This window comes from Escherichia sp. WS3063 (assembly GCF_046486595.1).
Classification (GTDB): Bacteria; Pseudomonadota; Gammaproteobacteria; order Enterobacterales; family Enterobacteriaceae; genus Escherichia; species Escherichia coli.
Map to the genome: position 1 here is coordinate 1 of NZ_JBJQKY010000005.1, position 20,448 is coordinate 20,448.

Genomic DNA, 20,448 nt, shown 5'->3' on the forward strand with positions numbered 1-20,448 from the left:
TTACAATAGCGTCAGGCCTCACCATTACAACGGTGGGTTGACGCCGGAAGAATCAGAGAACAGATACCGTTTTTACTGTAAAACCGTGGCCAATATTACTTGACCACTACACTATACCCCACCCCGAGATGCCCGCTTAACGAACTGCTGAATGAGGCTTTAATACCTGCCTGATATATTCCACGTCTGCCCGACAAATTATTGACAAAATTACCGTCATTATTCACTTTCACCCGGTTATCATCGACAAATTCTTTGCGCACAGCCACCTTCAGCCACGGCTCAACTTCCATGCCGTTCCCCAGACGCATGTTGTAACTCAGCGTTGCGCCCAGTTCACGATATATACTGCGGGTATCGACTAATTTCGATTCCATGCCATTGGATAAATGATAGTAGCGTCTAAGCGACCTTAGCTCTGCTGCAACATCAGCCCGCAGGCACCAGACCAGGGGATTGCTCCTGAAGAGACAGCGCAAGTGTATTGTGTTCACCGCTCACCAAAGACATCATGATGAAATAATGATATCCCGCATAAGAAAGAGGCATTTTTTAAACGCAGTGCGCTGAAGTGTAGTTGGATAAAAAATCACTCTTTTCTGATAATACTGTTGTACGCTTATTTTTCGACAATGAGGCCGTCGACAAAATAAAATGACTAATGTAATCATTGCTGATGAATATTTTCTGCTCACATAAAAATCACACAATAATATTCATAAATCAGATTATCTTACCTTTACAACATTGTATTAACACTCAATGACACTTCTTGAATAAAAATATTGTCAATCAATGAGTTATTTCTCATTTGAGATTATTCTTATTCCCGTAAAAAACATAATTCCTATCATCACAGTCACGCTCATTTTGAATTATCTGAATAATAGCGAGCGTTCTTTAGTTAAGCCGATCTTAATTGAAGACGAAATTATTGTGTGTGCAACTTACTTAATACCGGACATCTAAGTTGAAGAAAAAAATACTTGCCTTCGGGCTTATCTCAGCATTGTTCTGCTCCACGCCAGCGATGGCGGATATGAATCGCACCACGAAAGGTGCATTGCTAGGCGCAGGCGTTGGTTTACTTACTGGCAATGGTGTTAATGGCGTACTGAAAGGTGCAGCTGTTGGCGCTGGTGTTGGTGCAGTAACAGAAAAAGGCCGCGACGGTAAAAATGCGCGTAAAGGTGCAAAAGTGGGTGCCGCCGTTGGTGCTGTCACTGGCGTTCTGACCGGAAATGGCCTCGAAGGGGCGATTAAAGGTGCCGTGATTGGCGGTACGGGTGGTGCAATTCTGGGTAAAATGAAATAAGGAATGATGATGAAAAAATTTGCTTTACTGGCGGGTCTGTTTGTTTTCGCACCAATGACCTGGGCGCAGGACTACAATATTAAAAACGGTTTGCCGTCAGAAACCTATATTACTTGCGCAGAAGCCAACGAAATGGCAAAAACTGACAGCGCACAGGTTGCAGAAATTGTTGCGGTAATGGGTAATGCCAGCGTTGCCAGCCGTGATTTAAAAATTGAGCAATCTCCGGAACTGAGCGCCAAAGTGGTAGAAAAACTGAATCAGGTTTGCGCTAAAGACCCGCAAATGCTGTTGATCACGGCAATTGATGACACCATGCGTACTATCGGCAAAAAATAATATTTAATATGTTACCGCGTCGATGAAATCGACGCGGTTTTTTAGCTAATGGCGGGATCAGAACTTATATTTCAGGCCCACCATCACTGCGGTGTCATTGTAGCCATTATCACCCAGCTGCACGCCCACATTACCCCAGACACTGGCCGCCGGATTCAGGTTGCCATTTACGCCAAGTTTAATTTCCCCCAGATTACGCGCCCCGTCTTGTTCGACTTTCACACCATTCATTGAGACAGCAAAATCTTTACTGTTATGGATCCAGTTCATTTCAACAAAAGGTTCAAAGTCGTCACCGTGAGGACCGCTGTTTTTCTCCTGAGTACGAATAAAGGTGCGGAAACCAAGTCGGGTCTGGAAGTTGTTATTTGCGTCATTCTCAATACGTGAGCCATTGGCTTCCGTGTGCGCATTATGATCGACGCCCATCCAGATAGCCTGTGCCTGTGGCTGGAAGATCCACGTATATTTCGCCGCTTCCAGACCAAAGGATTTATTCAGGGCAAAACCGTAACCCGCTTCCAGCGAGACGGTTGCACCTTTCGCGCTATAGGATTCATAGGCTAATTCATCTCCTTTCACCGAGTTTTTAAACCAGCTATATTGCGCCCAGGCGTCAATGTATGCGCCTTTTTTACTGATGTCATCGGCAAACCAGGTGGCATACAGCCCTGCGCTATAGCCTCTGACACTCCCTTTCGAACGATAATCCGACACGCTGGAATGAGTTGAGTTGTAGTCGCGGGCATAACCAGCCATCACTCCCAAACGCCAACTGTCACTGTCGGTAAAACCACCGGTTAACAGCTCCGCCCCTAACTGCGAGACGTAGCGATGCGAGGTCGTTCTCAACTGTCCGTTGCTGTCACGCCAGGCATTATGCCCGCCAATTTGACGTAGCCAAAGTCGGCTTGAACGCTCCTGTTCAGTTACAGGATCGATGTAGCGCGTTTCACCTGCACGATCGTTCAGACGCATAACAAAAAGAGTGTTAGCGGCTGCCAGGTTGGCGACGTAACTTCCAGCTTCGGGGCGCAGAACGGGGGTAGGCGCAACAGTAGGCGCTGAACTTCCTCCGGAGTTTGTTTCACCGCCGCTCGTTGCCTGGAAGTTAGTCAGATACCAGTTTTTATTGGTCGCTTCGGTATTACCTCGGGTTAATGAATATTCGTAGGCACCGGCGAAAATCCTCGAATCCTTAATAAATTCCCCATTTGATTCCCCCTCAACGCTGATAATCTCTATCCCATTTAACGTGTAAGCCCCGCTGCCGCCAGCATTGGTAACTTTAACTCGGGTTGTTCCAGAGGTATTTCCATTAATAACGACTTTATCCGTAGCTGAATTATCATCACCCAATTCAGTTCTGAGATGCAATATGCCATTATTACCAACGTAATTTTCAGTTATTGTTAATCTTGTTGGTTCGAAAGCCTTTCCATCTGCCCGGGAAATATAGACCGTACTATTGTCAACCGTGAGCTTGCTCACCGTTGAGTCAGTTTTAATATCCCAGGTACTATTATCTGAAAGCGACAGATAGGTATGAGTGCTATCATCTGTTGAAAGATTGGCTGAACCCGTTATTTTTGAATTAGATGCATCGATGGCCAAATGACCTTTAATATTATTAATAAAAACATCTGCAGCCGATGATACCTCACTATCCGTAATGGTCACGTTACTCGTCTCATTTTTATTGTAGAGGATTTCATTTGCTGACCGTAGTGAGCTACCAGATAAAATATCTACCGTTGCTTCCTGACCATTTATGGAAGACTCCAGCACAATTCCAGCCCCCTGATGCGCGACTGCAGATGTATTTTTCAGCGTCACCTTGCCGCCATTATAAATTTTAGCAATCGCGGCGTCAGGACCCGTTGTATGAATTTCTCCCTGGTTAAATGAAACAGTCCCCTGGCGAGCAGCGATGGCATGAGCATTGTCCCCATGCGTGGTAATATCAACATCGGTTAATGTAACGCTGGCATTGGTATAATCAAGCTTGCTACCCGCCTTGACGACAGTGCCATTAGCGTAAGCGGCATAACTTTCTGTTCCGTGGGTTGTTATCTCCCCTTTTGCCATATCCAGTTTTGCTTTGGCGTTATTTTCATTACTTCCTGTATCGGCAGTACTTTCTTCATCAAGAGAAGATACACACGCACGCGCGCTTCCGGGAGATGCACAAGCAAGAACGCCGACTGCGTGATTACCCGCAGTAACAATAAAAGTATTACCTTCGTCAGATAAATGGGGGTTAACCGAACCGTCAGTGTTGACTCTTATTATGGTATCAGTATTCAGGTTTCCATTCGTTTGACTTAGCAAACCAATTGAGTAATCCCCCGTTGTGACAATCGTATTATTACCCTGCAAAATAACTGCACCGCCATATTCACTTACGACTGCGCTAGCTGTATATACTGTGCTTAGAGGACTATTGCCAGAAGGATATAAACCACCCGTTGTTACAATGACGCCTTTGTTAATGGTTAAATTGCTACCCTCTCCTGCAACAGATACCCCGTAACTTCCATTACCCGTTGTTATAACTAGCGCATTATCAATATCTTTTACTTCTCCATCTTTTATTGCCACAGCATGTTTATATTCATCGTACTGAATAAACTGTTCAGCATATGCATTACCCACCGCCAAAGCAATAAGTCCCAAACTAAACCCGGGGAGTTTTTTCAGTTTCATAGATTAACCATCCATTCATTGGATTAACAAACATTCCTGGTCAAATAACCTATGAGTTCAGATTACCAAAACGGAGGGTAAAGACAAAAACAAAAGCACAAGAAATTTAAATAGATAAACAGCGACAATACATAAATGATAAATAAGTCAGCATTATCATTTTTCACCTTATTTTCATGACATTGATCACTTTGGAGTGACGAATTTGTTTAACAAATAACTCTTCGACATCAAAATTATTAATAGTTGCCATTGGAATTATTTCGATGATATATAAAAACAACTGTGATAACACCAGGGTTGACAACTATTTGCGCAATAATACCTTTCCTTCAATGACCCAGGCGTTCACTGCCAGCAACCCATTCAGCCGCATACTGACAGTGAGAAACTGAAAGTTTAGTGCTGATCCCTGTGGCTGACGAGTCTTTCCCTTAATCGATTAACCAGATTGATCGCCAGCCAAACAAGGGCATTAAGCAAATTTATCGTCACAAGCACTTCTCCCAGCCCGGTACTGGGTTTTGCAATAAGGATGACCAGGAGAGTGATCAGCATAAATGCAATGGAAAAGATGATATAGAGAGTGAAATAATCCAGATTATTACTATTGTTCATGCTACTAATGGCAATCCTGTCAAAACTTTCAAACAATTATAGCAAACAAAATAATGAACAATAGTAACAAGAGGCAACGAGCTAATTAGCTGTCTATAATTACACCGCACCATGGCCTTGCTGATCAATTTTCACTCAACCACAACCTTCACCTTCGGTTTAGAAAGGATAATTTTGACCAGGTCGATGTATGTAACAGGTTTATAGAAATAATAACCCTGCTGAAATGTGATATTATTTTGGTTCAGATAATCAAGTTGTTCTTTCGTTTCGACACCTTCAGCGACGATACTGATCGAAAGTTTACGCGCCAGATCCAATACACAATCCAGAATTCGGGTTGATTCTGGGTCTGCGTTGACGCGGCCAACGAAACTGTGATCAATTTTGATATAATCAATATGCAGGTCATGCAGATAAGAAAGCCCTGAGTAGCCAGTACCGAAATCATCCAGCGCGATGACAAAACCATTTTCATGCAGAATGTTCAACCGCTGAACCAGACTTTCATCAACATTTAATGGCTCACGCTCGGTGACTTCCAGAACGAGGTTTAAATCGCGGCGGGTAAAACTGTCACGGTAATTTAAGCACTCGTCGACAAACGTCGGCGAAATAATATGCGAGGCGCTAAAATTAATTCCAATATGAAAACCCTCCGGCAGTTTACTCGAGATAGCGTTCATCTGTCTGGCAACCTGATTCATCAGGCTTTGCGTAAGCGGAACGATTAATCCGGATTTTTCAGCAAGTGGAATAAATGCCGCGGGTGATATATATCCACCGTGAGGTTGTTTCCAGCGGGCTAACACCTCAACTCCCCGCAATGTCCCTTCCCGACCATTTACCACAGGTTGGTAAAAAGGGACGATCTCCCCATTATTTATAGCCCGTCGCAGGATCTCTTCAGGCGTTGCGCTTTTATTGAAATACCTATCAAGCAGCAAAGCAGCGGCGCAGGCGATTAACAGAATAAATATCAATATCCCAAAGCCTTTATCGATAAGTCTGTAGAAGCTAAAGAGTGGTGGCGGGTTAAAGATAATAGTGAAATGATATTTTGTGGAGTGAACCTTCTCGGTATAGGGATAATGTCCATTAAGCGTCATCACATCACCCGTAGGTCCAATAATGTCATCCGCCACGCGTAATACATACCTTACCCCTTTCAAGGGTACATTAAGCGCCCCGCGAATATGCTGATCACTTATCGTAACCAAAATGCGCGTATCTGCAAATTGGCTCTGATAGAGCAGGATAGGTAATCTATTAACGGTGTCGATTGCCGGAGCCAACAGTAAATTACTGTCCGGGACAACAGGAATACGAGACAGCAGGACCCGATTCCCCGGTAAGGATGTACACCAGACCGTTCCCTGTTTGAGAATGATGATTGTGCGCAGGTGAGGTTTCAGAGCTGCTTCAGTGCCAAGCTGATATTGCTCCTCGAGGTCGCATTCCTTCCCGGCAATGTTAACCGCTGTTTGAGTCGCCTGTGACGCTTCTTCAAGTATATGATTGATATTGTTGGCGGCATATCTCGCTCCCGCCAGGTACTCTGCTTTTGCGGAATACCAGAGCTGGATGTTCAAAATAGCGACACCGGTTATAAACAAGCATATCGCAACGAGGATGGGTATGAGTGTATTGCGCATTTGCTTGTCCCGGCCAAAGGGTTTAATACATGAAAATGCCATTCATTCGCTCGCGCTGGCATCTACAGAGAGCATGGTAGAGAGCATAAGAAATATCCACGCCGAAGATAAAATTTTCTCCATCTTGATCTAACCCATTAATTATTGAGCATAATGTAGATAGGATAAAATAAATTAGGCGGGATATCAGGTGTCAAGAATGGAGAGCGAGAACTCTCCATTCTTGACACCTGATATTGCGGACATATTAAGAAAGCATAACGCCTGAAATGCTCACTTTGCACCAGCATGGTAATACAGCTGATGTTTATTCTATAACCTTACTCAAGTTCTAAGAGATCACGGATTCCCTGTCATTAATAATGATATCCGTTAGTGTAGTCTTATGCATTTCAATGTACTGCAATATTTGCAGATAGAGGTCAGAAAGAATCACACTGGTTTCATCTTTTAAACGCAAGCGTAAAGCCTGATCAATAATATAACTATCAACATACCCATGCGTCATGAACACCTCCCTCTCGAGATTTTTAAACAAAGCACATTGCAAAATAAATCTCTCTGGGATTGAATTATTCATGTCAGCCTCGTAGAAATATTAACCCAATAAAATTATGCTGTGTATAGTCTAAAGCGACAGACAAAAATAAGATGAATGAGTTTTCTATAAATTTATACTTAATAATTAAAAGTCACATATCATCCGCTGTGTATCGCAACACGATTTCCAGTGTTTTTCTGATCACATCAGCTTTGAGGATATCATTTGTTGTTTCCAGGGAGTGTATCAGACTTAAGATAATATTTTTATTATTAACATTATCGCCTGAAAGCATTAAATTGGTGACAGCCTGCCCTAACACAGCTGACTCTTCTTCTAACAAATTACCCGAACTGCGAAAGTAACTTGATAACGCTTTATCAGCTATTGCATTATGAATAGTAGTATCTTCAAGCATAGTAACCTCTCATCTTACTTATGAAATTTTAATGTATTCTGTTTATTTTCTTACCATTGAAAATACTTTTATTGTCAGTTATCGCTGTTCTTCTGTTTGGCCCTCCTGTATCACTGTTACTAAAATCACGAATTATGCTGTCAATTAAATCTCGTCGGAAAGCATTTTCCTCAACAGATTTCATTACGAGTAATTGCTTAATAAGAGTCTGCAACGAAAAATTTATCTTCATGCGCAGTATCTGGAGCACCGCCTGGCCAGTAATTTCATATTTTGTACTTTCATTATCAGATGTCTTCATAACGACTTCATAGCTAACCTGTTAAATAATCAGGCTGTTGCATTATTCAAAAAGCAACCCAATTAGTGCATTATAATGTTTCTGTTCCTCTTCCCCTGTCGCTTGTTCCAGTCTGCCTAGAAGTTTGGCACAAAGCGACTTTCGACTCAGATTACGTCCATCTTTCAAAATCTCAGTCACAATTTCCCCGAGAGTTTCCTGCTGAGTAGGCAAGTTAGCTTTTGCAAAGTAACGAGTGATTGCTCCCGCAGAATCTAAAGTCACTGAATTTTGATGCATGCTACGCCTCTGTTAAAAATGTTAATCAATGTTAAGTGAGGTAACAATAGCAAACTTGTACGAAATATGTGTACAAAATGATAAATTAATTTTTTGCATTTAGTGCTAATACATACAAAACAACAGGTTATGATAAAAAATATTGCATCATTTAAATAACAACCTATACAAGAATTTTCGCCAACTCATCTTCAACTTTTTCCATTTTTTATCAATGTAAAGAAACAGTTATGTTTTGGTATTAAAAGAAAGACACCGGAAGATATGTCTGTTACCGTCTTACTCTCGCCTCTCCCATTACCCTGGACAGTTAATGCTTACCACCCTTATTTATCGTAGCCATATACGTGACGACGAACCTGTCAAAAAAATCGAAGAAATGGTTTCGATAGCAAATCGCAGGAACATGCAGTCTGACGTAACAGGGATCTTACTGTTTAATGGTTCTCATTTTTTCCAGCTTCTGGAAGGTCCGGAAGAACAGGTTAAAATGATATATCGGGCTATATGCCAGGATCCACGGCACTATAATATTGTTAAGCTGATGTGCGATTACGCGCCTGCTCGCCGTTTTGGCAAAGCGGGAATGGAATTATTTGATTTGCGCCTGCACGAGCGAGATGACGTTTTACAGGCCGTATTCGACAAAGGCACATCAAAATTTCAGCTAACTTATGATGACAGAGCGCTGCAATTTTTTCGTACTTTTGTCCTTGCAACCGAACAAGCAACCTATTTCGAGATCCCTGCCGAAGACTCCTGGCTTTTTATCGCTGACGGATCTGATAAAGAACTTGATTCCTGTACCCTTTCACCAACTATAAACGACCACTTTGCCTTTCATCCTATTGTCGATCCCTTATCGCGGCGGATAATCGCTTTTGAAGCCATTGTGCAAAAAAATGAAGATAGCCCATCAGCTATAGCGGTTGGGCAGCGTAAAGACGGGGAAATCTATACAGCGGATCTCAAAAGTAAGGCGCTTGCATTCGCGATGGCACACGCACTTGAGCTCGGTGATAAAATGATTTCAATCAATCTATTACCTATGACCCTGGTTAACGAACCTGACGCAGTCTCTTTTTTACTTGATGAAATAAAGGCCAATGCTCTGGTGCCTGAACAAATCATCGTTGAATTTACTGAAAGTGAAGTCATATCTCGGTTTGATGAGTTTGCAGAAGCGATTAAATCGCTTAAGGCTGCCGGTATCAGTGTAGCAATTGATCATTTTGGCGCAGGTTTTGCCGGTTTGTTACTCCTGTCACGCTTCCAGCCTGACAGAATTAAAATCAGTCAGGAATTGATTACCAATGTTCATAAAAGCGGGCCACGGCAGGCAATTATTCAAGCGATCATAAAATGCTGTACATCACTTGAAATTCAAGTCTCTGCTATGGGTGTGACAACACCAGAAGAGTGGATGTGGCTTGAATCTGCAGGAATTGAGATGTTTCAGGGAGATCTGTTTGCGAAAGCTAAATTGAATGGTATCCCTTCAGTTGCGTGGCCGGAGAAAAAATAATTTCCAGCACATTATTTCGTATGATTTCTGAAAATCATCGTGAAAATGAATACGTTATGTTTAAATTTAATCCACATTAAAAATAATGTTTCATTCAATTTAGCTGAAATCTTATTTATACTTTGTACAATTTTAGCGTATATTGTACAAAGTATTATTGGGTCGTGTACAGGCGACGGAGATTTGTGACCGCAAGGAGGAATTGTGGCTTATTACAGCATTGGTGATGTTGCTGAACGTTGCGGGATTAATCCTGTCACTCTCCGGGCCTGGCAACGCCGCTACGGTTTGTTAAAACCACAGCGCAGTGAAGGCGGACACCGACTCTTTGATGAAGAAGACATACAACGCATCGAAGAGATCAAGCGTTGGATAAGTAATGGCGTCCCTGTAGGCAAAGTTAAAGCATTACTGGAAACCACCAGCCAGGATACGGAAGATGACTGGAGCCGCCTGCAAGAAGAGATGATGTCAATTCTTCGTATGGCTAATCCTGCCAAACTACGCGCGAGAATTATTTCACTGGGCCGAGAGTACCCAGTAGATCAATTGATTAATCATGTTTACCTTCCTGTTCGCCAGCGTCTCGTGCTTGATCACAACACCTCCCGCATTATGAGCAGTATGTTTGACGGCGCATTAATTGAATACGCAGCAGCCTCGCTTTTCGAAATGCGCCGTAAGCCCGGTAAAGAAGCCATTCTGATGGCGTGGAATGTTGAAGAGAGAGCACGATTGTGGCTGGAAGCATGGCGTTTATCATTGTCAGGATGGCACATTTCTGTTCTTGCTGATCCCATTGAATCGCCGCGCCCGGAACTGTTCCCGACGCAAACATTAATTGTCTGGACAGGCATGGCACCAACGAGAAGGCAAAACGAACTTTTACAACACTGGGGTGAGCAAGGTTATAAAGTCATCTTCCATGCCCCCTAATTTCACCTTTATCCCGCCCCTTAGACAGAATGTTATAATCTGAACCCACAACAGCGTTTGTACCGGAGCTGGTCCATTACAAAATGCTCACCGGGAGAATTCAGGTAATCCCCCTTTCACACTTTGTACATATCACAGCCAAAGGACAGACCAGATTGAAGTGGTAAAACCGATCGTGCACACTACGCAGTCTCACAACTAACAAGAGGTTATTATCCTGATGGATCAGGTCGTTGTTTTTCAAAAGATGTTTGAGCAAGTGAGAAAAGAGCAAAACTTCTCCTGGTTTTATTCAGAATTAAAACATCACCGTATTGCACATTACATTTATTATCTAGCTACGGATAACATCAGAATTATTACTCACGATGACACGGTTTTGTTATTAAGAGGAACCAGGAACCTGTTAAAAGTTAGTACGACCAAGAACCCTGCTAAAATAAAAGAGGCCGCATTGCTTCATATTTGCGGAAAATCTACATTTCGGGAATACTGTTCAACACTGGCAGACGCGGGCGTTTTCCGGTGGGTTACTGATGTTAATCATAACAAACGCAGTTACTACGCCATTGATAATACGCTTTTATATATTGAAGATGTAGAAAACAATAAACCATTAATCTAGCTAAAGTTGGATGCTTAAAAAATGCTTCATAATTCAGTAAGGCATTAGCATAATGGAAATAAAAGTGCAGAGACTATTCATATGGATGAGTAATACTGTCTTTTTATTGCCACCCATAAATAATCACCAGATCAATACTATCAACTTGATATTTGAAATGTGATCACTTGACTTTCTATACGTTATTTTATAACGGTTAACATATTTATAAAACCAACGGGCGTGCCATACGCCCGTTTCAATACTTAACGCACATGTGTTTTGGTTTAGTCATCATCCGATTATATGTATTTTAGTCAGGAACGGGTTTAACCATTCCTATATAACTAAAAAATTGAAACCTTATTCTCAGGTCATGCTTATATTCATCATTATCGTTATATTAAAAGGCCAACCATAATGTTTAGCAAATTGGCTCAAAGTAGCATAAAGGCTATGTTTTAATTACAGAATATTCAGTCATTTGAATGTATAACATTTTAGCTAAACAAATCTAAAACGAAGTGAATAATTTAATGTTTTCACTAAATCTCATTTTGTTTAATCTCTATTGAGATTCCTTGCTTTAAATTTTGTTTTATATAGATAATGACATTAATTTTTAATTAATTTATTTTTTTGGGAGTAATATACACATATGCAAAATCAAGAAATGAACATCCAAATGAATTATATTAAGCACCGTGGGATAAGACATAACAAATGAAGTGGATAGTAATTGACACGGTAATTCAACCTACATGCGGCATATCTTTTTCAGCCATATGGGGTGATATGAAAATGATCATCTGGTATCAATCTACTATATTTCTCCCTCCTGGAAGTATATTTACACCGGTTAAGTATGGTATTATCCTTAAGGATAAAGAATATCCTATTACTATTTATAACATCGCACCATTCAACAAGGATTTATGGAGTTTACTCAAAAGCAGTCAAGAGTGTCCTCCAGGAGAAAGCAAAATAACAAATAAATGTTTGCATAATAGTTGCATTATAAAAATATGCCCATATGGGCTCAAGTAATGGTCTTCATATAAATATTCTCGACATGATATTAATAATATCCACATAAATAAAACAACGGGCGTGTTATACGCCCGTTACAATATTTAACACATGTAGTGATTACATATTCTTGATGATCGCATCACCAAACTCTGAACATTTCAGCAGTTTAGCGCCTTCCATCAGACGTTCGAAGTCATAGGTTACAGTCTTCGCGTTGATCGCGCCTTCCATACCTTTAACAATCAGGTCTGCGGCTTCAGTCCAACCCATATGGCGTAACATCATCTCAGCGGAGAGAATAATAGAGCCTGGGTTTACTTTGTCCTGACCGGCATATTTCGGCGCAGTACCGTGGGTGGCTTCAAACAGGGCGCATTCGTCACCGATGTTTGCGCCAGGGGCGATACCGATACCGCCAACCTGTGCTGCCAGGGCGTCAGAAATGTAGTCACCGTTCAGGTTCATACAGGCGATAACATCATATTCAGCCGGACGCAGCAGGATCTGTTGCAGGAATGCGTCAGCAATCACGTCTTTAATGACGATCTCTTTGCCGGTGTTCGGGTTTTTAACTTTCAGCCACGGGCCGCCGTCGATCAGTTCACCGCCAAACTCTTCACGCGCCAGCTGGTAGCCCCAGTCTTTAAACGCGCCTTCGGTGAACTTCATGATGTTGCCTTTGTGCACCAGGGTCACAGAGTCACGATCGTTAGCAATTGCGTATTCGATCGCTGCACGAACCAGACGTTTGGTGCCTTCTTCAGAACACGGCTTAATACCGATACCGCAATGTTCCGGGAAGCGAATTTTCTTCACGCCCATCTCTTCACGCAGGAATTTAATCACTTTCTCAGCGTCGGCAGAGTCTGCTTTCCATTCGATACCCGCATAAATGTCTTCCGAGTTTTCACGGAAGATAACCATATCGGTCAGTTCAGGGTGTTTAACCGGGCTTGGAGTGCCCTGATAGTAACGTACCGGACGCAGGCAGATGTAGAGATCCAGTTCCTGGCGCAGAGCAACGTTGAGAGAGCGAATACCGCCACCAACCGGAGTGGTCAGCGGGCCTTTAATGGCAACGCGATATTCACGAATCAGATCAAGGGTTTCAGCAGGCAGCCAGACATCCTGACCGTAAACCTGTGTGGATTTTTCACCGGTGTAAATTTCCATCCAGGAGATTTTACGCTCGCCTTTATAGGCTTTCTCGACTGCAGCGTCGACCACTTTCAGCATGGCTGGGGTTACATCTACACCGATTCCATCACCTTCAATGTAAGGGATAATCGGATTTTCAGGAACGTTGAGTTTGCCGTTTTGCAGGGTGATCTTCTTGCCTTGTGCCGGAACAACTACTTTACTTTCCATTCACCTCTCCTTCGAGCGCTACTGGTTTGCTCGTCTGCCACCACGTTGCATATGCGTTTGCGTCCTGCGATACGGATGCTTTAGAGCAATTTTTTGTTAATGATTTGTAATTAGCTTGTCAATACTACCCTATTGTTTGCCGTCATGAAAGATGCGCGTTATTAGGCTATAATGCGGCAATTCATAATCTCTGAAAATACCATGCAAAAAACTTCTTTTAGAAATCACCAGGTTAAGCGATTCAGCTCGCAACGTTCTACCAGGCGTAAACCTGAAAACCAGCCCACGCGTGTGATCCTGTTCAATAAACCCTACGATGTTCTTCCGCAGTTCACCGATGAAGCCGGACGCAAAACATTAAAAGAATTCATCCCGGTTCAGGGCGTTTATGCAGCAGGTCGTCTTGACCGCGATAGCGAAGGGTTACTGGTGCTGACCAATAACGGCGCGTTGCAGGCGCGTTTAACCCAGCCGGGTAAACGCACCGGAAAAATCTATTATGTGCAGGTGGAAGGTATTCCCACACAAGACGCACTTGAAGCCTTGCGCAATGGCGTAACCTTAAATGATGGCCCTACCCTGCCCGCAGGCGCGGAGCTGGTTGAAGAACCCGCGTGGTTATGGCCGCGGAATCCACCAATTCGTGAACGTAAAAGTATTCCCACCAGCTGGCTGAAGATTACTTTATATGAAGGACGTAATCGCCAGGTGCGCCGCATGACCGCCCATGTTGGTTTCCCCACGCTGCGACTGATTCGCTATGCGATGGGTGATTACTCTTTGGATAATCTTGCCAACGGCGAATGGCGAGAAGCGACAGATTAAGGACGCAAAATGTTTAAACCGCACGTTACCGTTGCTTGCGTGGTGCACGCAGAAGGCAAATTTTTAGTCGTTGAAGAGACGATTAATGGTAAAGCGTTATGGAACCAACCTGCCGGGCATCTGGAAGCCGATGAAACCTTAGTGGAAGCCGCCGCCCGTGAGCTGTGGGAAGAAACCGGCATCAGCGCGCAGCCGCAACACTTTATTCGTATGCATCAGTGGATTGCGCCTGATAAAACGCCGTTTTTGCGTTTCCTCTTTGCCATTAATCTTGAGCAAATATGCCCGACCCAGCCTCATGACAGCGATATCGACTGCTGCCGTTGGGTCAGCGCCGAAGAAATTTTACAGGCGTCAAACCTGCGTTCGCCGCTGGTGGCGGAAAGTATTCGTTGTTATCAAAGCGGGCAACGCTATCCGCTGGAGATGATTGGCGATTTTAACTGGCCTTTTACAAAGGGTGTCATCTAAAAGGCTGCGTGATAGAATACGCCGCCTTGAAGTTCAATGTCGTGAGTGATCCAATGTCTGAAACCGCAAAAAAAGTAATCGTCGGCATGTCCGGCGGTGTCGATTCCTCCGTTTCTGCCTGGCTGTTGCAACAACAGGGATATCAGGTCGAAGGCCTGTTTATGAAGAACTGGGAAGAAGACGACGGTGAGGAATATTGCACAGCGGCAGCGGATCTGGCTGATGCCCAGGCTGTCTGCGACAAGCTCGGCATTGAACTGCACACCGTTAACTTTGCTGCCGAGTACTGGGACAACGTCTTCGAACTGTTCCTTGCCGAATATAAAGCCGGTCGCACGCCAAATCCGGATATTCTGTGCAACAAAGAGATCAAATTTAAAGCTTTCCTCGAATTTGCCGCCGAAGATTTAGGTGCCGATTATATCGCTACCGGTCATTACGTACGTCGGGCAGATGTCGATGGCAAGAGCCGCCTGCTGCGTGGTCTGGACAGCAATAAAGACCAGAGCTACTTCCTTTATACGCTCAGCCATGAGCAAATTGCGCAAAGCCTGTTCCCGGTCGGCGAACTGGAAAAACCGCAGGTGCGTAAGATTGCTGAAGATCTCGGTCTGGTCACCGCGAAGAAAAAAGATTCTACCGGTATCTGCTTTATCGGCGAGCGTAAATTCCGCGAGTTCCTGGGCCGTTATCTCCCGGCGCAACCGGGCAAAATCATTACCGTCGATGGCGATGAAATTGGTGAGCACCAGGGGCTGATGTATCACACCCTCGGTCAGCGTAAAGGTCTGGGTATCGGTGGCACCAAAGACGGCACCGAAGAACCGTGGTATGTGGTCGATAAAGACGTCGAAAACAACATTCTGATTGTTGCGCAGGGCCATGAACACCCGCGTCTGATGTCTGTCGGTCTGATTGCCCAGCAGCTGCACTGGGTCGATCGCGAGCCGTTCACCGGTACTATGCGTTGCACAGTAAAAACCCGCTATCGCCAGACCGACATCCCGTGCACCGTCAAGGCGCTGGACGATGATCGCATTGAAGTGATTTTCGATGAGCCGGTTGCCGCCGTGACGCCGGGCCAGTCTGCCGTCTTCTATAACGGTGAAGTGTGCCTCGGTGGCGGTATTATTGAGCAGCGTCTGCCGCTGCCGGTCTGATTATTATCTTTACTTAAAACAAGGAAGCAGTGAACGTGGCAAAGAATTACTATGACATCACCCTCGCCCTGGCCGGTATTTGTCAGTCGGCACGCCTGGTGCAACAACTCGCTCACCAGGGGCATTGTGATGCCGATGCGCTACACGTCTCACTCAACAGTATTATTGATATGAACCCCAGCTCGACGCTGGCGGTTTTTGGCGGTAGCGAAGCCAACCTGCGCGTCGGGCTGGAAACCCTGCTCGGCGTGCTCAATGCCAGCAGTCGCCAGGGCTTAAACGCCGAATTAACCCGCTACACACTCAGTCTGATGGTGCTTGAGCGCAAACTCTCCTCAGCGAAAGGTGCGCTCGACACTCTGGGCAACCGGATCAACGGCCTGCAACGCCAGCTCGAACACTTCGATTTACAGTCCGAAACGCTGATGAGCGCGATGGCTGCTATCTATGTTGATGTGATTAGCCCGCTTGGCCCACGCATTCAGGTAACCGGTTCCCCTGCTGTACTGCAAAGCCCACAAGTGCAGGCGAAAGTTCGCGCAACCCTGCTGGCAGGCATTCGCGCCGCCGTGCTCTGGCACCAGGTTGGCGGCGGACGTCTGCAACTGATGTTTTCTCGTAATCGCCTGACCACTCAGGCAAAACAAATTCTTGCTCATTTAACCCCGGAGTTGTGATCTATGGAATTATCCTCACTGACCGCCGTTTCCCCTGTCGATGGACGCTACGGCGATAAAGTCAGCGCGCTGCGCGGGATTTTCAGCGAATATGGTTTGCTGAAATTCCGTGTACAAGTTGAAGTACGTTGGCTGCAAAAACTGGCCGCGCACGCAGCGATCAAGGAAGTTCCTGCTTTTGCTGCCGACGCAATCGGTTACCTTGATGCAATTGTCGCCAGTTTCAGCGAAGAAGATGCCGCACGCATCAAAACCATCGAGCGTACCACTAACCACGACGTTAAAGCGGTTGAGTATTTCCTGAAAGAAAAAGTGGCGGAGATCCCGGAACTGCACGCGGTTTCTGAATTCATCCACTTTGCCTGTACTTCGGAAGATATCAATAACCTCTCCCACGCATTAATGCTGAAAACCGCGCGTGATGAAGTGATCCTGCCGTACTGGCGTCAACTGATTGACGGCATTAAAGATCTCGCCGTTCAGTACCGCGATATCCCGCTGCTGTCTCGTACCCACGGTCAGCCAGCCACGCCGTCAACCATCGGTAAAGAGATGGCAAACGTCGCCTACCGTATGGAGCGCCAGTACCGCCAGCTTAACCAGGTGGAGATCCTCGGCAAAATCAACGGTGCGGTCGGTAACTATAACGCCCACATCGCCGCTTACCCGGAAGTTGACTGGCATCAATTCAGCGAAGAGTTCGTCACCTCGCTGGGTATTCAGTGGAACCCGTACACTACCCAGATTGAACCGCACGACTACATTGCCGAACTGTTTGATTGCGTTGCGCGCTTCAACACCATTCTGATCGACTTTGACCGTGACGTCTGGGGTTATATCGCCCTTAACCACTTCAAACAGAAAACCATTGCTGGTGAGATTGGTTCTTCCACCATGCCGCATAAAGTTAACCCGATCGACTTCGAAAACTCCGAAGGGAATCTGGGCCTTTCCAACGCGGTATTGCAGCATCTGGCAAGCAAACTGCCGGTTTCCCGCTGGCAGCGTGACCTGACCGACTCCACCGTGCTGCGTAACCTCGGCGTGGGTATCGGTTATGCGCTGATTGCGTATCAATCCACCCTGAAAGGCGTGAGCAAACTGGAAGTGAACCGTGACCATCTGCTGGATGAACTGGATCACAACTGGGAAGTGCTGGCTGAGCCAATCCAGACAGTTATGCGTCGCTATGGCATCGAAAAACCGTACGAGAAGCTGAAAGAGCTGACTCGCGGTAAGCGCGTTGACGCCGAAGGCATGAAGCAATTTATCGACGGTCTGGCGCTGCCGGAAGAAGAGAAAGCCCGCCTGAAAGCAATGACGCCGGCTAACTACATTGGTCGCGCCATCACCATGGTTGATGAGCTGAAATAAGCCTCAAAACAGTGCCGGATGGCGATGCTGTCCGGCCTGCTTATTAAGATTATCCACTTTTTATTTTTTCACTTTACCTCCCCTCCCCGCTGGTTTATTTAATGTTTACCCCCATAACCACATAATCGCGTTACACTATTTTAATAATTAAGACAGGGAGAAATAAAAATGCGCGTACTGGTTGTTGAAGACAATGCGTTGTTACGTCACCATCTTAAAGTTCAGATTCAGGATGCTGGTCATCAGGTCGATGACGCAGAAGATGCCAAAGAAGCCGATTATTATCTCAATGAACATTTACCGGATATTGCGATTGTCGATCTCGGATTGCCTGACGAGGACGGTCTGTCACTGATTCGCCGCTGGCGTAGCAACGATGTTTCACTGCCGATTCTGGTATTAACCGCCCGTGAAAGCTGGCAGGACAAAGTCGAAGTATTAAGTGCCGGTGCTGATGATTACGTGACTAAACCGTTTCATATTGAAGAGGTGATGGCGCGAATGCAGGCATTAATGCGGCGTAATAGCGGTCTGGCTTCACAGGTCATTTCGCTACCACCGTTTCAGGTTGATCTCTCCCGCCGTGAATTATCTATTAATGACGAAGTGATCAAACTGACCGCGTTCGAATACACCATTATGGAAACGTTGATACGCAATAATGGCAAAGTGGTCAGCAAAGATTCGTTAATGCTACAACTCTACCCGGATGCGGAGCTGCGGGAAAGCCATACCATTGATGTACTGATGGGACGTCTGCGCAAAAAAATTCAGGCACAATATCCGCAAGAAGTGATTACCACCGTTCGCGGCCAGGGCTATCTGTTCGAATTGCGCTGATGAAAAAATTACTGCGTCTTTTTTTCCCGCTCTCGCTGCGGGTACGTTTTCTGTTAGCAACTGCAGCAGTAGTATTGGTGCTTTCGCTTGCCTACGGAATGGTTGCGCTGATCGGTTATAGCGTCAGTTTCGATAAAACTACGTTTCGGCTGTTACGTGGCGAGAGCAATCTGTTCTATACCCTTGCGAAGTGGGAAAACAATAAGTTGCATGTCGAGTTACCCGAAAATATCGACAAGCAAAGCCCCACCATGACGCTAATTTATGATGAGAACGGGCAGCTTTTATGGGCGCAACGTGACGTGCCCTGGCTGATGAAGATGATCCAGCCTGACTGGCTGAAATCGAATGGTTTTCATGAAATTGAAGCGGATGTTAACGATACCAGCCTCTTGCTGAGTGGAGATCATTCGATACAGCAACAGTTGCAGGAAGTGCGGGAAGATGATGACGACGCGGAGATGACCCACTCGGTGGCGGTAAACGTCTACCCGGCAACATCGCGGATGCCAAAGTTAACCATTGTGGTGGTGGATACCATTCCGGTGGAGCTAAAAAGTTCCTATATGGTCTGGAGCTGGTTTATCTATGTGCTCTCAGCCAATCTGCTGTTAGTGATCCCGCTGCTGTGGGTCGCCGCCTGGTGGAGTTTACGCCCCATCGAAGCCCTGGCAAAAGAAGTCCGCGAACTGGAAGAACATAACCGCGAATTGCTCAATCCAGCCACAACGCGAGAACTGACCAGTCTGGTACGAAACCTGAACCGATTGTTAAAAAGTGAACGCGAACGTTACGACAAATATCGTACAACGCTCACCGACCTGACCCATAGTCTGAAAACGCCACTGGCGGTGCTGCAAAGTACGCTGCGTTCTCTGCGTAGTGAGAAGATGAGCGTCAGTGATGCTGAGCCGGTAATGCTGGAGCAAATCAGCCGCATTTCACAGCAAATTGGCTACTACCTGCATCGTGCCAGTATGCGCGGCGGGACATTGCTTAGCCGCGAGCTGCATCCGGTCGCCCCACTGTTGGACAATCTCACCTCGGCGCTGAACAAAGTGTATCAACGCAAAGGGGTCAATATCTCTCTCGATATTTCGCCAGAGATCAGCTTTGTTGGTGAGCAGAACGATTTTGTCGAGGTGATGGGCAATGTGCTGGATAATGCCTGTAAATATTGCCTCGAGTTTGTCGAAATTTCTGCAAGGCAAACCGACGAGCATCTCTATATTGTGGTCGAGGATGATGGCCCCGGTATTCCATTAAGCAAGCGAGAGGTCATTTTCGACCGTGGTCAACGGGTTGATACTTTACGCCCTGGGCAAGGTGTGGGGCTGGCGGTAGCCCGCGAAATCACCGAGCAATATGAGGGTAAAATCGTCGCCGGAGAGAGCATGATGGGCGGTGCGCGGATGGAGGTGATTTTTGGTCGCCAGCATTCTGCGCCGAAAGATGAATAAATAT

At 45.3% G+C, this 20,448-nt stretch carries 26 protein-coding genes and 1 pseudogene; 16 read left to right on the forward strand and 11 right to left on the reverse strand.

Translation table 11 applies throughout. The features are described from left to right. Positions 1-95 precede the first annotated feature (95 nt). The 3 genes and pseudogenes from ACJHYW_RS06170 to ACJHYW_RS06180 form a co-directional block, all read right to left on the reverse strand. Positions 96-395: pseudogene (locus ACJHYW_RS06170) on the reverse strand (autotransporter outer membrane beta-barrel domain-containing protein); the annotation flags it as partial. Positions 396-429: 34 nt separating this feature from the next. After that, positions 430-549 (reverse strand): ATPase, encoded by a 120-nt coding sequence (locus ACJHYW_RS06175; RefSeq protein WP_071987222.1) that lies wholly within the window; start codon positions 547-549, stop codon positions 430-432. Then, positions 510-695: a hypothetical protein gene (locus ACJHYW_RS06180; protein ID WP_001330597.1), complete on the reverse strand. Its 186-nt coding sequence runs from the start codon at positions 693-695 to the stop codon at positions 510-512. Before ACJHYW_RS06180 ends, ACJHYW_RS06175 begins: the two co-directional genes overlap by 40 nt. A 100-nt stretch (positions 696-795) precedes the next feature. On the opposite strand from ACJHYW_RS06180, the gene ACJHYW_RS06185 reads away from it, so the two are divergent. Genes ACJHYW_RS06185 through ACJHYW_RS06195 form a run of 3 tightly spaced genes read left to right on the forward strand, consistent with a single transcriptional unit; the run spans position 796 to position 1,654 of the window. Next, a complete protein-coding gene (locus tag ACJHYW_RS06185; RefSeq protein ID WP_000120097.1) occupies positions 796-969 on the forward strand; it encodes a hypothetical protein in 174 nt (57 codons plus the stop codon). A gap of 1 nt (position 970) precedes the next feature. Next, positions 971-1,315 carry a YMGG-like glycine zipper-containing protein gene (locus ACJHYW_RS06190; protein ID WP_000726974.1) on the forward strand — a complete coding sequence of 115 codons (345 nt, stop codon included), beginning with the start codon at positions 971-973 and terminating at the stop codon, positions 1,313-1,315. A 3-nt stretch (positions 1,316-1,318) separates the two neighbouring features. After that, positions 1,319-1,654 (forward strand): YmgD family protein, encoded by a 336-nt coding sequence (locus ACJHYW_RS06195; protein ID WP_000979980.1) that lies wholly within the window; start codon positions 1,319-1,321, stop codon positions 1,652-1,654. 57 nt (positions 1,655-1,711) lie between these two features. On the opposite strand, the gene ACJHYW_RS06200 is transcribed toward ACJHYW_RS06195, so the two are convergent. From ACJHYW_RS06200 to ycgZ, 7 genes are all read right to left on the reverse strand, one after another. After that, positions 1,712-4,360 (reverse strand): ECIAI39_1904 family autotransporter adhesin, encoded by a 2,649-nt coding sequence (locus ACJHYW_RS06200; RefSeq protein ID WP_000768535.1) that lies wholly within the window; start codon positions 4,358-4,360, stop codon positions 1,712-1,714. A 399-nt stretch (positions 4,361-4,759) separates the two neighbouring features. Further along, the gene (ymgF, locus tag ACJHYW_RS06205; protein ID WP_001065862.1) at positions 4,760-4,978 is read right to left on the reverse strand and encodes a cell division-associated protein YmgF; all 219 of its coding nucleotides are present in this window, start codon (positions 4,976-4,978) and stop codon (positions 4,760-4,762) included. Between the two features lie 131 nt (positions 4,979-5,109). Then, positions 5,110-6,633, reverse strand: a complete 1,524-nt coding sequence (locus ACJHYW_RS06210; RefSeq protein ID WP_001361381.1) for a cyclic diguanylate phosphodiesterase — start codon at positions 6,631-6,633, stop codon at positions 5,110-5,112. 331 nt (positions 6,634-6,964) lie between these two features. Further along, positions 6,965-7,213 carry a protein YmgC gene (ymgC, locus tag ACJHYW_RS06215; protein WP_001330600.1) on the reverse strand — a complete coding sequence of 83 codons (249 nt, stop codon included), beginning with the start codon at positions 7,211-7,213 and terminating at the stop codon, positions 6,965-6,967. A 112-nt stretch (positions 7,214-7,325) separates the two neighbouring features. Next, positions 7,326-7,592 (reverse strand): biofilm/acid-resistance regulator AriR, encoded by a 267-nt coding sequence (ariR, locus tag ACJHYW_RS06220; protein WP_000888769.1) that lies wholly within the window; start codon positions 7,590-7,592, stop codon positions 7,326-7,328. A 28-nt stretch (positions 7,593-7,620) separates the two neighbouring features. Beyond that, complete coding sequence (locus tag ACJHYW_RS06225) at positions 7,621-7,893, reverse strand: hypothetical protein (protein ID WP_000858023.1); 273 nt, start codon at positions 7,891-7,893, stop codon at positions 7,621-7,623. Between the two features lie 42 nt (positions 7,894-7,935). Next, positions 7,936-8,172, reverse strand: coding sequence for a regulatory protein YcgZ (ycgZ, locus tag ACJHYW_RS06230; protein ID WP_000554149.1), 237 nt, complete (start codon positions 8,170-8,172; stop codon positions 7,936-7,938). Between the two features lie 313 nt (positions 8,173-8,485). On the opposite strand from ycgZ, the gene bluF reads away from it, so the two are divergent. From bluF to ACJHYW_RS06260, 6 genes are all read left to right on the forward strand, one after another. Then, positions 8,486-9,697 carry a blue light-responsive regulator BluF gene (gene bluF, locus ACJHYW_RS06235; protein ID WP_410233345.1) on the forward strand — a complete coding sequence of 404 codons (1,212 nt, stop codon included), beginning with the start codon at positions 8,486-8,488 and terminating at the stop codon, positions 9,695-9,697. Between the two features lie 204 nt (positions 9,698-9,901). Next, on the forward strand, positions 9,902-10,633 hold the full coding sequence (gene bluR, locus ACJHYW_RS06240; RefSeq protein WP_000332300.1) for a DNA-binding transcriptional repressor BluR: 732 nt from the start codon (positions 9,902-9,904) through the stop codon (positions 10,631-10,633). A 220-nt stretch (positions 10,634-10,853) separates the two neighbouring features. Further along, positions 10,854-11,258, forward strand: coding sequence for a DUF1398 domain-containing protein (locus ACJHYW_RS06245; protein ID WP_000373096.1), 405 nt, complete (start codon positions 10,854-10,856; stop codon positions 11,256-11,258). A gap of 52 nt (positions 11,259-11,310) precedes the next feature. Next, positions 11,311-11,421, forward strand: coding sequence for a hypothetical protein (locus tag ACJHYW_RS06250; protein WP_032245944.1), 111 nt, complete (start codon positions 11,311-11,313; stop codon positions 11,419-11,421). Between the two features lie 236 nt (positions 11,422-11,657). Further along, positions 11,658-11,702, forward strand: a complete 45-nt coding sequence (locus ACJHYW_RS06255) for a protein YmgK (RefSeq protein ID WP_120795380.1) — start codon at positions 11,658-11,660, stop codon at positions 11,700-11,702. Positions 11,703-11,960: 258 nt separating this feature from the next. Then, positions 11,961-12,284, forward strand: coding sequence for an anti-adapter protein IraM (locus ACJHYW_RS06260; RefSeq protein ID WP_000871297.1), 324 nt, complete (start codon positions 11,961-11,963; stop codon positions 12,282-12,284). A 102-nt stretch (positions 12,285-12,386) separates the two neighbouring features. Here the strand turns inward: ACJHYW_RS06260 and icd are convergent, their stop codons facing one another. Beyond that, complete coding sequence (icd, locus tag ACJHYW_RS06265) at positions 12,387-13,637, reverse strand: NADP-dependent isocitrate dehydrogenase (RefSeq protein ID WP_000444487.1); 1,251 nt, start codon at positions 13,635-13,637, stop codon at positions 12,387-12,389. 171 nt (positions 13,638-13,808) lie between these two features. Here icd and rluE point away from each other — a divergent pair, with 171 nt between their 5' ends. From rluE to phoQ, 7 genes are all read left to right on the forward strand, one after another. Further along, complete coding sequence (gene rluE, locus ACJHYW_RS06270) at positions 13,809-14,462, forward strand: 23S rRNA pseudouridine(2457) synthase RluE (protein WP_061092663.1); 654 nt, start codon at positions 13,809-13,811, stop codon at positions 14,460-14,462. A 9-nt stretch (positions 14,463-14,471) separates the two neighbouring features. Next, positions 14,472-14,933 carry a phosphatase NudJ gene (nudJ, locus tag ACJHYW_RS06275; protein WP_000476098.1) on the forward strand — a complete coding sequence of 154 codons (462 nt, stop codon included), beginning with the start codon at positions 14,472-14,474 and terminating at the stop codon, positions 14,931-14,933. 53 nt (positions 14,934-14,986) lie between these two features. Further along, on the forward strand, positions 14,987-16,093 hold the full coding sequence (gene mnmA / locus ACJHYW_RS06280; protein WP_001295972.1) for a tRNA 2-thiouridine(34) synthase MnmA: 1,107 nt from the start codon (positions 14,987-14,989) through the stop codon (positions 16,091-16,093). Positions 16,094-16,128: 35 nt separating this feature from the next. Further along, positions 16,129-16,770 carry a high frequency lysogenization protein HflD gene (gene hflD, locus ACJHYW_RS06285; protein ID WP_001297479.1) on the forward strand — a complete coding sequence of 214 codons (642 nt, stop codon included), beginning with the start codon at positions 16,129-16,131 and terminating at the stop codon, positions 16,768-16,770. A 3-nt stretch (positions 16,771-16,773) separates the two neighbouring features. Next, a complete protein-coding gene (purB, locus tag ACJHYW_RS06290; protein WP_000423742.1) occupies positions 16,774-18,144 on the forward strand; it encodes an adenylosuccinate lyase in 1,371 nt (456 codons plus the stop codon). A gap of 168 nt (positions 18,145-18,312) precedes the next feature. Then, a complete protein-coding gene (phoP, locus tag ACJHYW_RS06295) occupies positions 18,313-18,984 on the forward strand; it encodes a two-component system response regulator PhoP (protein WP_001265481.1) in 672 nt (223 codons plus the stop codon). After that, positions 18,984-20,444, forward strand: a complete 1,461-nt coding sequence (gene phoQ, locus ACJHYW_RS06300) for a two-component system sensor histidine kinase PhoQ (protein WP_000735414.1) — start codon at positions 18,984-18,986, stop codon at positions 20,442-20,444. The genes phoP and phoQ overlap by 1 nt, the downstream gene beginning before the upstream one ends. Positions 20,445-20,448: the final 4 nt, after the last annotated feature.